At 37.5% G+C, this 12,546-nt stretch carries 8 protein-coding genes; 5 read left to right on the top strand and 3 right to left on the bottom strand.

Annotation, left to right across the window (positions count from 1 at the left end; translation table 11 throughout):
• Positions 1 to 20 precede the first annotated feature (20 nt).
• The 3 genes from PSA_RS07130 to PSA_RS07120 form a co-directional block, all read right to left on the bottom strand.
• Positions 21 to 2,645 (bottom strand): glycosyl hydrolase family 18 protein, encoded by a 2,625-nt coding sequence (locus PSA_RS07130; RefSeq protein WP_042146032.1) that lies wholly within the window; start codon positions 2,643 to 2,645, stop codon positions 21 to 23.
• A 35-nt stretch (positions 2,646 to 2,680) separates the two neighbouring features.
• Complete coding sequence (locus PSA_RS07125; RefSeq protein WP_042146034.1) at positions 2,681 to 4,270, bottom strand: lytic polysaccharide monooxygenase; 1,590 nt, start codon at positions 4,268 to 4,270, stop codon at positions 2,681 to 2,683.
• 70 nt (positions 4,271 to 4,340) lie between these two features.
• Positions 4,341 to 7,499 (bottom strand): glycosyl hydrolase family 18 protein, encoded by a 3,159-nt coding sequence (locus PSA_RS07120; protein WP_042146036.1) that lies wholly within the window; start codon positions 7,497 to 7,499, stop codon positions 4,341 to 4,343.
• A gap of 491 nt (positions 7,500 to 7,990) precedes the next feature.
• Here PSA_RS07120 and rsfS point away from each other — a divergent pair, with 491 nt between their 5' ends.
• The 5 genes from rsfS to PSA_RS07095 are packed head-to-tail and all read left to right on the top strand — an operon-like array spanning position 7,991 to position 12,546.
• The gene (gene rsfS, locus PSA_RS07115) at positions 7,991 to 8,308 is read left to right on the top strand and encodes a ribosome silencing factor (protein ID WP_042146038.1); all 318 of its coding nucleotides are present in this window, start codon (positions 7,991 to 7,993) and stop codon (positions 8,306 to 8,308) included.
• A gap of 1 nt (position 8,309) precedes the next feature.
• Entirely contained in the window at positions 8,310 to 8,780 is a 471-nt protein-coding gene (gene rlmH / locus PSA_RS07110; protein WP_042146040.1) for a 23S rRNA (pseudouridine(1915)-N(3))-methyltransferase RlmH, read from the top strand.
• A 9-nt stretch (positions 8,781 to 8,789) separates the two neighbouring features.
• Positions 8,790 to 10,682, top strand: a complete 1,893-nt coding sequence (gene mrdA, locus PSA_RS07105; protein WP_042146042.1) for a penicillin-binding protein 2 — start codon at positions 8,790 to 8,792, stop codon at positions 10,680 to 10,682.
• Positions 10,679 to 11,788 carry a rod shape-determining protein RodA gene (gene rodA / locus PSA_RS07100; RefSeq protein ID WP_042146044.1) on the top strand — a complete coding sequence of 370 codons (1,110 nt, stop codon included), beginning with the start codon at positions 10,679 to 10,681 and terminating at the stop codon, positions 11,786 to 11,788. The genes mrdA and rodA overlap by 4 nt, the downstream gene beginning before the upstream one ends.
• Positions 11,785 to 12,546: a septal ring lytic transglycosylase RlpA family protein gene (locus tag PSA_RS07095; RefSeq protein WP_042146046.1), complete on the top strand. Its 762-nt coding sequence runs from the start codon at positions 11,785 to 11,787 to the stop codon at positions 12,544 to 12,546. The genes rodA and PSA_RS07095 overlap by 4 nt, the downstream gene beginning before the upstream one ends.

Genomic DNA, 12,546 nt, shown 5'->3' with positions numbered 1-12,546 from the left:
AAGGGTTTCTTTAATTGCTTTTAAAGCTTAGTCCATACAGATGCTTTTCCTGGCTCTTCATTTTTAGTCCACCAACCAGCACTATAGTCTGCGCCATTATGTGAAACTTTATCACCACCGTTATAAACTAAGTCTGAGCGCCAAGCACGAACTTGACCATCATCAGGGATCACTTCTTCCCATGGACCACCAAGATCTGGTTGATTACCTTTAGTCCACCATTTTGCTTTATATGTCACACCATTAAATACAACAGTATCGCCTGTATTATAAACTTTAGTGCTATCCCATGTTGTATTTCCATCTGTTACTTTATCCGTCACAGTTACTGTAAAGCTTTGTGAAACAACAACTGTGCCATCTGAAACATCAACAGATACGGTGTAATTAGTATCAGCCGTTACTTCATCTGCTGCTAAATAAACATTTTCACCTGAACCTGATAAAACCAAACCAGCAGGTACATTCCATGTGTAAGTTAATGCATCGCTATCCGCATCAGACGCTGAAACTGAAAGATTTACTTGCGTATTTTCTTCCAAAGACACATCACTAATTGGCGATACTACAGGTGCTGTATTTCCAGTTGTTGGTGCAACAACAGTAACAACAGCTGATTTAGTTACTACAGCTTTACCATCTGACACACTGATAGATATTGGATAATCTGTTGTCGTAGTTACATTTGGCGCAGTGATGCTGATAGAAGCTGAATCAGTACCTGTCGCATTCAATGCAGCATCAACATTCCAAGAATATGTCAGTGCATCATTATCAGCATCTGTTGCCGTCGCAGAAATTGCTAATACATCACCCGCATTTACACTAAAGCTAGCATCTAAAGTAACAACTGGCTTTTTATTAATAGGATCAGTTGGACCACCAGCCAAACCTTCATGCATTGCATTTAAAATATCACCGTTATCTGCATCAATTTCCCATGCAAATAAACCACCTAGTCCATTATTAGTCACATACTGACCTTTAGCTAATACTGAACGAGGGCTATCATAAGTAATTAACTGACCAGAAGTACGATTCCAAACATAAGCAGCTTCTGCCACTTCATCATAACTAACTTCAAAACCATTTAGACCAGTACCTGCTGGACCTACGATATATTTAGCAATACCTTTATAGTCCATGATACCGTCTTCCCAAACACCTTGAGCTGTAGAACCTTTTAACTTACCATTACCTGGCGCAGTCATAGGATTATCCATATCTGATGCGCTTGCAGGAAAAACACCTTCCCAACCACGACCATACATAGCTGTACCCACTACAATTTGTTTTGCAGCAACACCTTGTGCAAGTAATAAATCAACCGCATTAGTAATAGTATAAGCAGGACCTTTACGTGGTTTACCTTCATCATCAAGACCAGTACCATCACACTCTCCAGCACTGATATGACTGCCACAATTTAAACCAGTTTGATGCCCAGTTACATTATTCCAGCCACCAAAAAAGTCATATGTCATGGCAAAAATATAATCCATGTACTGTGAAGCAGCTGCATAATCAACATCTTCAATTTTGTCATAGCCAGAACCTATTGCAGAAGTAAGTTCGTACTTACGACCTGTCTCAGATTCTAAAGCATCTAACATAGTGCGAAGCTCTTGCATTAATGCAACATAAGCTGGACCATCTTTAATTGGGTCGCCTAAACCAACACCTGCGCCATCACCACCAGGGAATTCCCAATCAATATCAACACCATCATAGAACTTCCATGTTCTTAAGAATTTTTCCATAGATGCAACAAAAACATCTCGGTTTGCCTTTTCAGTAAAACCATAAAACGGGTCTGATAACGTCCAACCACCCACTGAAGGTAAAATTTTCAAATCCGGATTTCGTTGTTTTAATGCCATTAATTGCGCATATGTACCACGAATTGGATCTTTTGCATCAATACCCGGCAATGCTTTTTGCACAGCAGCCCAAGGGTCATGAATGACAACTTCATAATCAGCTGAACCACCACATGCAGTTTGCAACGCACGCCAACTATTGCCATTTTCGATTTCTTTTAATGATTCGTTTGGACCACAAATTGGAATAAATCCATATAATAAATGCGTTAAGTTATCTACAGGGATCTGAGTAACATCGTATTTACGACCATAGATACCCCATTCAACAAAGTAAGCACCCACTACATTATCTATTTGTTTAGGGTATTGTTTATTATTAGGATCAATATTCATATCTAATGGTGCTAAATGACCACCATCAGTATCTGCAATAACAATTGGCTTAATTGCACTTGTTGCACACCCCGTTGAGTCACATAATTCAATTGTTAAATCATGACGACCAGACTTATCATAAGGGAAAGTGATCACACCACTTTTAGTGCCAGCAGCTAATGCACCTTCATTTACAACAACACCATCAAATAATACTTTATAGCTATCACCACCAGTACCACTCCAAGAGTTCCATTTGATGCTAATATCTACCACATCTTTTGCTTTCACTAAATCTTTATAAGAGCCATTTGACTCTAGATTTACTTCAACAAAAGAATAATCTTGTGGTGTCCAATCTATACTTGGTGCAGCTGGAGCAGCTGTAACTTGCCAAGATGAAAGTATTGCCGATACAGCACAGGCAGTGAGTAATTTTTTATACATAATTTCCTCTTCTTTTTATTTAATTAAATCGATAGTTATTGCTTTTGCCAAACAGCATTGACGCCAGGCTCTTCACCCTTAGTCCACCACTTAGCTTTATATTGAATTGTGTTATGAGATACGATAGTGCCACCAGCGTAGTCATTTTGTGCATTCCATATTGCAACACCTCCATCACTCGGTGTCGCTAACTTCCAAGCATTGCTATTATTTGGCTTTTGGTTTTTATTCCACCATTTAGCTTCATAAACTTTGCCTTCAAACACTACTTTATCACCAGCAGAATACGCTTTAGTGCTAGTCCACGGGGGTTCAGTTGGATCGATTACTAGGTTATTTACACTTACTACAAAAGATTTTGTTGTTGTAAGCTTGCCATCAGAAACAGATACACTTATTGGGTAGTCAGTATTAAGTTCAACGGAAGGTGCTGTAATTACAATGTTTGCATCACTTCCTGTGTAACTGATTTCACTTGGAACAGACCAAGTAAACTCAAGCGCAGTTTGTTCATCATCAAATGCATGCACATGAATTTGAACACTTGCTAATTCATCAATATTTATATCAGCAATATCATGAACGATCGGCGCTGTATTTACGGGTGCAGCTTTAATAGAAACAGCAAAGGTATGATCTTTATTTGTTACAAATACACTATTGCTTAAGATATTTTGCTCATCAAAAACAATATCACCAGTAGGATTTTTAATGCCGATAGCAACTAGATTGCTGTAATCAAGATTAAGCGATTGTGCAAAGTTGGTTTGCCAATTTGATACATTATTTTGAGTTACCGCTAATTGTTGATTAACAAGCTCTTGACCACTGACATCAAAGACTCTAAATGTAACTGTTTCGCCAACTTTAGCTGTTTGACCTTGTTTTACATAAAAGCCGGCGTCAAACCAAGTATCAGGCTGAACATCGTCACGTTTTATTGTAATGTCACTACAGTTATAAAAGCCTTCTCCCACCACATCTTCACGCTGCCAGCGAGTATAAAGGATTGCTTCACCAACACGATCTACAGGTAGATTTACATTCATTTCATAAAAACGCTTACCATCACTGTCTTTAATAAAATCAACATTACCTATTGATTGCACTAAAGTAAGATCAGACCAATTAAGTGCTTGCGTCGCATCATAGGTTTCATTACTTAAATAAAACTGCCAAAAGCTGGGGTTATGGGGTGTTGTCGCTCTAAAACGCACTTTAATATCACCATTAGCATTTGGAATCACATCCGTTCTTTGCCAATGCGCTGATGTTAAGTTCATACCTTTTTTATTCACGTCACCTGCAGCACATAAAGTACCATCAGGAATATTAGCTTCAACTGCTGCTTGGTTATTATAATCTCGCGTATTAACAGCAAATTCATGCTCTTGAATAAATTGAACATGGCCTGAATCTAAATATGCTGCACGACATGCTGCATTAGGAATATTTGAACCATCTTCTGGCCACCAATACCCTTGCTGCTCTTCACAAATAGCTTGCCTTGCTTTTGGGCTATCCATGTAACCATGAGCACTGACTTCTACCGAGCTACCAAGTAAAGCACTACTTAATGCAATACTCAGTACTGATAATTTACTCTTTTGGTGGTTTTTAAACATAGTTATCTCCTAAGCAAAGAGATCACTCTCTTTGCTTTATGTTGATATTTACTTAAAAGAAGGTGTTAGATTAAAGTGCGCAGACTTTTTCCCAGTCGGCACCACCAGGTTCAGAACTTGTCCACCATTTAGCCTTGTATACAGCACTATTGTGAACCATCATATCGCCTTGATTAGCATGACTTGGATTACCAGCCCAATCTTTTTGAGGAAAATCAGGATAGATAGGTAAAGTAGCCACATCAACGCCATCACAGCCAGTACCTGTGCCACCACCATCGCCACCACCTGTACCACCGGTAGTTGCTTCAGGTAAGTTAGGATATTCAGACTTAAAAGCAAATGACTTACCATCTTTTTCAATTACAAAGTTAACAGGACCACTGATAGGCATGTAATACATCACTTGCGCATCAATCGTTTCGCCTACAGCAAATGATTCAGCCGCGCCGCCCCATTCATTTGTTAATGTGATTGAAAATCTATGGAATTCATTTTCAAAGCCACCAATATTATTTCCTGCTGCATTTGAAGCATTAGCATCAATCGCCATTTTGAGTTTTTTAGTGGCACTCCAGTTAGATTTGAAAATTGCCGAAGTGGACACAGGTACATCAAATGATATTTTTGCGCCACTAAAGTCAATTGCTGAGTTATTAGTAAATGCAAATGTTGGGCTGATAGGATAGTTTTTATCACCTTCAGGGAAATCTTTAGCAACGAAGCTCACATCAACCATTTCAGCAGGCTTAACAAAAGTACTATTACCTTTATCTATGCCATAAGGCACACCGCTTTGATTAAACTTATCATAGGCAAGCGTTGTCATAGTTGAACCCATGAAGTACTCACCTTTAGCTGCATCAAAATCAAAATCACCAGCTAGCTCCCAAAACATAACGCCACCTAAGCCATTATTAATGACATAGTCAACCTTAGTCGCCATAGACTCTTCATCTTCAGTAGAGATAAATACTTTTTTAGTGTCATTCCATAACCAAGGTGCTACAGCAACACTGTCGTAATGACGTGTATATGTGCCTGTGAACTTATCTTTTGGATCTGTTACTGGATCTAAACCATATGCTGTTAAATAGCTGCCAACAATTCCTTTTTCTAAGTTTTTAGTATGCCAAAGCGGGTTACTACCAGCAGGGACTTCACGGTCATTCTCTGTATCATGCCAAAGGTTATCTATACCAACAGCGCCATTACCACAGAAGTTTTTATCACCTTCACCTGTACCTTTAGGACAACTAGCTTGATCAGGCAGTTTTGCTTGACCCCACAGACCATTAGTTCCACCCGTTACATCTTTAAAACCACGCGTATAATAAGGTAAACCAATATTGATACGACCTGCAGATAGTCCGCCTCTAAAGTATTTAACAGCCCAATCAGTATTTAAATAACCAATGCCTTCAAATTCTTTAGTACCGTATACGTCCCACGCTTTTAATTCAGAATCTAATCCAGTATCAAATAATGATGCGTTATGGCCAACATGAGAATTCCATGCACCATGTAAATCATAAGACATGATATTGACATAATCTAAGTATTGCGTAGCTTGGAATGTTTCCATACCACGTAATAAATAACCTGAAGATGGCGAAGCAATTGTTAACATGTAATGTTTGCCCGCAGCTTCACCGGCTTTATCAAGTGACTCACGTAATGATTTCATTAATACTTGATAAGAAGCATTTAAACCTGCACGACGTGCATTAGATATTTCAAAATCATCCGGATGACCTGCATCAGCCATAGATGAAGGGTACTCATAATCTATATCAACACCATCAAAGCCATACTTTTCAATAAACTCAACAGCACTTGCACTAAATGCTGCAATACCAGCATGATTTACGCTGCCATCAGCATTGGTCGTTAATGTATAAAAACCACCATCAGCAATTCGTCCATTTTCACCAAAATGGCCACCTGTTTCAGCCCAGCCACCTACAGACACAAGAGTTTTAACATCAGGGTATAATTTTTTATATTTGTTTAATAAGTTGAAGTGACCTTTATAAGGTAAACTAGGATCCAGCTCTGCACCTGCAACACCAGGCCATTCCATATTTGTTGCTGGATTGTTAGGTGAATTAGGATCGCCAATTGACACTTTTTGATTGCTATCAACATGTGCAAAAGCATAGTTTATATGCGTAATTTTATCCCAAGGAATATCATTTACTAAATAACTAGGTTGGTTGTTTGCACCATTTCGCCAGCTAGTGAAATAACCGATTACACGTCTTGGGTGATCTGCACCCATTAACTCACGACCATCAGCATCATACATAGTACAATATGGCGTATTTACACCAGGTGTTTGATATAAACCTTCGGGGCGACATGCGTCTGCACCATTATCAACTTGACCGTCTTCCACTACAGATACATTAATTACATTACTTAAATCTGTCGCACCTTTATCATCAGTTGCATTAACCGAAAATTGTACAGAACCTAAAGCTGAAGCCGTCCATAAATAACTACCACTTGCTGAAGAAATTGTACTAACTACACTATTGCCTTCTAATAATTCTAAAGAAGCAATTTGGCCATCACTATCTGTTGCTGAAAATTCAAAGTTAATTGTATCGCCAATTAATAATTTACTTGGGATCGTTGCCATTAAGGTTGCAACTGGCGCTTTATTGACTGGTGGCTGATCTTTTGCAGTAACAGAAATTAAAACTGAATTACTTTGAGTTTGTTCACCTTTATCATCATAAGCAATTGCAGTGAGTGAATGTTCGCCTTTAACTGCAGTCCAATTATAGGTGTATGGGTTATTCGCTAAGCTAGTTAATTTAACACCATCAATAAATACTTCTACTTGAGCAACGGTACCGTCTTCGTCAGATGCAGAAAGATCAAAGACAACGCTGTCATTTTCAACAAAAGAACTTCCACTTATAGGGCTATTCCAAGAAATAATAGGAGGTACATTAACAATGACACCGCTGTCACAGTCGCCCGTTTTTTTCCATTCTTGCCAAGGTCCAGATTTTTCTAAAGGATTAGACTTATTCCACCACTGAGATTCAAAAGCTTGATTCTCAAGTTGAACTAACTGTCCTTTAGTATACGCCGTATTCGGTTGCCAAGTTTCTAAACTCGTACAGTCAACTGTTGCAGCTTGAGCTTGAACACTGACTATCGCCAGTGATACAGCACTAAGCGCTAATATACTTTTTATATTTTTAACAGGTTTCATTGTCACCTCCGTTATTATTTTAATTAACTTATTTGCATTACAAACACATGACAACATAAAGGTAACATAGTTTTTACATTCGTCAAGAATAAAGGTACTAAAATAAAATTCAACAACACTCAATGCAACTCATTAAAAAACAACGACCTATAAAAAACACACAAATAAGTAACGTGTAAATAAATATGATAATTGATGCTTAACAGGCATGCTATAACGGATAAATATTGCTACAACCAAATTACTAGTTAACAATTATTTAACCCTATAATACATAAACTTACGGAACAGAATGAAGTAGAAATAACTTCCCACGTTAGATATAACAAAATGAAATAAGACAAAAAAACATGTTATATAAAACGATAAATAAAAAAATTTAAACCCTAATTGATAATGATTTAATTAAGCTGTTACTTATCTGCAACTAGCATGATAAAATGCTCTATTAGATTAAATGTTAAACCTTTTTTAAATAGTGAGTATATATTTTGCAAACAACTGAATTATTAGATTTTGCCTTTGATAAAATTGATGATATGAAAGCCAGAGATATTGTTAAACTTGATGTTATCGGTAAATCAAGCATTACTGATTACATGATTGTTTGTTCTGGTAACTCTAAACGTCATGTTTTATCAATTGCTGATAACGTGAATAAAGAAGCAAAAAAAGCAGGTATTGACCCTTTAGGTTTTGAAGGCCGAGATAGCGGCGAGTGGGTGATTGTTGATTTAGGCGAAGTTATTGTTCATGTAATGCAAGAACAAAGCAGAGACTTTTATCAACTAGAAAAACTTTGGGGCTAGTATGAAAATACAGCTCGTTGCAGTCGGTACTAAAATGCCAAGCTGGGTTGAAACCGGCTTCAAAGAGTATCAGCGTCGTTTTCCTAAGGATATGGCGCTAGAGTTAATAGAGATCCCTGCAGGTAAACGTGGAAAAAACGCAGATATTAAGCGTATTTTGCATATAGAGGGTGAAAAAACCCTTGCAGCTGTACCTAAAGGTAATCGCATTGTTACGCTAGAAGTAACAGGTCAACCTTGGGATACGCATAAACTCGCAAAAAACATGACTAAGTGGCAACTAGATGGCCGAGATGTCAGTTTATTAGTTGGTGGTCCAGAAGGGTTAGCACCACAGTGTATTGCAGCTTCAGAGCAAAAGTGGTCATTATCAAATCTCACTTTACCTCATCCATTAGTGCGAATTATTTTAGCTGAAAGCCTGTATCGAGGTTGGAGCTTAAATACAAATCACCCTTATCACAGAGAGTAGCACTTTTAGATGTTTAAAGGCCCAACTACCATTCGAGATCACTCCTTTGAAGCAAATTTATTTGCACGTAGGGCCTTTATCGCTTTTGTTTTTGTACTTGTTCTAGTCGCGATTCTTTTTATCAATGTTTATCAATTACAAGTCACCTCACACGATACGTATCAAACACGCTCTAACGATAACCGTATAAAAATTGTTCCTGTCGCACCAAATCGTGGTATTATTTATGACCGTAATGGCGTAATTTTAGCTGAAAACAAACCTGTTTACAGTCTTGAAGGTATTTCAGAAAATATCAAAGATTTAGATAAGTCATTAGAAAAATTAGCTAAATTACTCGCGATTAGTGAACAACAACAAACCAACTTTTTAAATGATCTAAAACATAACCGCCGTTTTAAAAGCCAAATTCTAAAATCTAGATTAAGCGAAAAAGAAGTAGCGCTATTTTCTGTTAATCAGCATAAGTTTCCAGGTTTTAGTATTGAAGCACGTTTAGCGCGTCACTACCCTTATGGTGATACTTTAACCCATGCTTTAGGGTACGTTGCAAAAATAGGCAAAAAAGAATTACTCAAATTAGATTCCGAAAATAAAACCAAAAACTACCGTGCAACCAGAGATATTGGCAAACTTGGAATAGAAAAATTCTACGAAGATACATTACACGGCACTGTGGGTTCACAAAAAATAGAAATCAATAATCGTGGTCGTGTATTACGCACTCTAAGCTTTACACCACCAATACCAGGTGATGATCTTGTTTTAACCATGGATATAGGGTTACAAAAAGCCGCCCAGGAAGCTTTAAAAGGCATGCGCGGCGCAATTACTGTTTTAGATGCCAAAGATGGCGGCGTATTAGCTATGTATTCGAACCCTAGCTACGACCCTAATTTATTTGTACATGGTATTAGCAGTAAAAATTACAAAGCCCTCCTCAATCCAGATAGACCACTTATTAACCGAGCAACACAGGGGAGATATGCACCCGCCTCTACTGTTAAACCCTTATTTGCAATTTTAGGTTTAAATGAAGGTATTATCACCGAAACGACAAAAATTCATGATCCAGGATTTTTTCAAATTCCTAATGTTAAGCATAAATGGTATGACTGGAAACCATGGGGCCATGGTACTAAAGAAGATGGTTACAAAGTAGATGTTTATAAGGCAATAGAAGAATCCTGTAATGTATTCTTTTATGATCTTGCTTATCGTCTTGGCATTACCAAAATAAGTAATTTTATGGCTAAGTTTGGCTTTGGTGAAAAATCGGGGATTGATATTTTTGAAGAAACCAGTGCTATTTTACCTTCTGTTGAATGGAAAAAAGAACGTTATAAAGAAAGCTGGTATGTAGGCGATACAATTTCAGTCGGTATAGGGCAAGGTTACTGGTCAGCTACACAAATTCAAATAGCTAACGCAATTAACATATTAGCGAATAAAGGCGTACATAATCCGCCTCATTTAGCGTCTGTTACCAAACAAGGCAGTACCGTTAAATTAATTAATAATGAAGAAAAAGAGCCCATTATAGTAAAAAATCCGCATCATTGGGATATCGCTTTAGATGCAATGCACAATACAGTTTCAAAGCTCAGAGGCACAGCGAATAAAGCTTTTAAAGGCGTTACTTACGACCCAGCAGGCAAGACTGGTACAGCCCAAGTTGTAAAAATCGCCCAAGGCGAAAAGTATGATGAAAAAAAATTAAAAGAAAAGTATAGAGATAATGCCATGTATGTTGGTTTTGCGCCTTTTGATGATCCTGAAATAGTTATCGCGATCACTGTAGAGAATACAGGTGGCGGTAGTAGTGTTGGTGCACCTATGGCAAGAAAAGTAATGGATTATTACTTTGCAAACAAAGCAAAAGAGGTCGCAAGCAACCCATGAACCCACTAAAACATCGCGCCACTCTTTGGGATAAACTACATATTGATTTACCTTTGCTACTTGCTTTGCTTGTTTTGTTAGGAGCCAGTGTATTAATTGTATTTAGTGCCGGCGGTCAAGAAATGCCAATTGTATATCGCCAATTAAAACGAATGGGTGTTGCGCTGATTATCATGTTGGTTTTAGCACAAGTTCCTCCCTCTACATTGCAAAGGTTTGTGATCCCATTTTATTGTATTGGCCTTGTTTTACTTGTTGCTGTATTAGTCTCAGGAATTACAATTAATGGCTCACAACGTTGGTTAAGTATTGGTATTACGCGTATTCAACCTTCAGAAATAATGAAATTAATGGTACCTATGATGGTTGCTTGGTATATAGGTAAGTATCACTTACCACCAAAAATGAAGCATTTATTTGTTGGTTTTATTTTAGTGATGCTACCAACTATTTTAATTCAACGCCAACCAGATTTAGGTACTTCTCTTTTAGTGGCTAGTTCAGGCATATTTGTATTGTTTTTAGCGGGTGTCAGTTGGCGCCTGATAGGTGGTTTAACTGCTGTAGGCGCAATAAGTGCCTGGCCGTTGTGGACTTATGGTATGCACGCTTATCAAAAACAAAGAGTACTCACTTTATTTAACCCTGAAAGTGACCCTTTAGGTGCTGGTTATCATATTATTCAATCAAAAATAGCGATTGGCTCTGGTGGATTGGAAGGAAAAGGCTGGTTGCATGGTACGCAATCTCAATTAGAGTTTTTACCAGAACGACATACTGATTTTATATTTTCAGTGCTCAGTGAAGAGTTTGGTTTAGTCGGAGTCACATTATTACTTGCTGCATATTTATTTATCATAGCGCGAGGCTTATTTATTGCCGTTAATGCCCAAGATGCATTTGGCAAGCTATTAGCTGGCAGTTTAACACTGACATTTTTTGTTTATTTATTTGTAAATATAGGCATGGTTTCAGGCTTATTACCGGTCGTTGGTGTACCTTTACCATTAATTAGTTATGGCGGCACTTCAATGGTTACATTACTAGCAGGGTTTGGCATGATAATGTCAATCGCAACCCATAAACGTATATTGGTGCATACATGAACCTGATTAACAAGAGTATTTCACTACTTTTAATTCTGATGATTTTAGGCTGTAGTTCTAGTCGTTATGAAATGCGCCATGATTCTGCCCCGCTTAGAAAACCGACTTTGCTAGAACAATTAGACGCACAAGTTGTACAAGTAGATAAAAGCTCGGCCGCAAAACGCCCTTATACTATTAGGGGAAAGCGTTATTATCCTATGCTGTCAGAAAAAGGCTATAAAGCATCTGGTGTTGCATCTTGGTATGGTCGTAAATTTCATGGGCACCTAACTTCTAATGGTGAAGTTTATGATATGTTTGATATGACAGCCGCACATAAAACATTACCTTTACCTAGCTTTGTTGAAGTAACCAATATAAAAAATGGTAAAACAGCGATAGTTAAAGTTAATGATCGTGGCCCATTTCACGATAATAGATTAATTGATTTATCTTATTCTGCCGCATACAAACTTGGTATTTATCAATCAGGTACTGGAAATGTAACAATAAAAGCATTGTTACCTGACGACGCCAAAATACCTAAAACTTATATTCAGGTATTAGCAGCATCAAATCTCGTTAATGTTCAATCACTTGCGATAACTCTTTCCAATAATTACAAATTAAATCATAAAATAAGCCAAATAAATGGAATTTATCGACTTCATTTAGGTCCTATAAAAGATCAATCAAAAGCCCAAGAAGTATTAAATAGTTTAAAACAAAATTCACATAAACAAGCGTTCTTACTTTACTCTCAAGACAAGCTTTAG

The sequence above is a fragment of the Pseudoalteromonas sp. '520P1 No. 423' genome, from assembly GCF_001269985.1.
Lineage (GTDB): Bacteria > Pseudomonadota > Gammaproteobacteria > Enterobacterales > Alteromonadaceae > Pseudoalteromonas.
The sequence above is the reverse complement of the archived record's forward strand: the minus strand, read 5'-3'. Positions and strand labels throughout refer to the sequence as shown.

Excerpts from the sequence above, each read along its gene's own strand:
- PSA_RS07130 (WP_042146032.1), bottom strand. The coding sequence starts at position 2,645 with ATGTATAAAAAATTACTCACTGCCTGTGCTGTATCGGCAATACTTTCA.
- PSA_RS07125 (WP_042146034.1), bottom strand. The coding sequence starts at position 4,270 with ATGTTTAAAAACCACCAAAAGAGTAAATTATCAGTACTGAGTATTGCA.
- PSA_RS07120 (WP_042146036.1), bottom strand. The coding sequence starts at position 7,499 with ATGAAACCTGTTAAAAATATAAAAAGTATATTAGCGCTTAGTGCTGTA.
- rlmH (WP_042146040.1), top strand. The coding sequence starts at position 8,310 with ATGAAAATACAGCTCGTTGCAGTCGGTACTAAAATGCCAAGCTGGGTT.
- mrdA (WP_042146042.1), top strand. The coding sequence starts at position 8,790 with ATGTTTAAAGGCCCAACTACCATTCGAGATCACTCCTTTGAAGCAAAT.
- rodA (WP_042146044.1), top strand. The coding sequence starts at position 10,679 with ATGAACCCACTAAAACATCGCGCCACTCTTTGGGATAAACTACATATT.
- PSA_RS07095 (WP_042146046.1), top strand. The coding sequence starts at position 11,785 with ATGAACCTGATTAACAAGAGTATTTCACTACTTTTAATTCTGATGATT.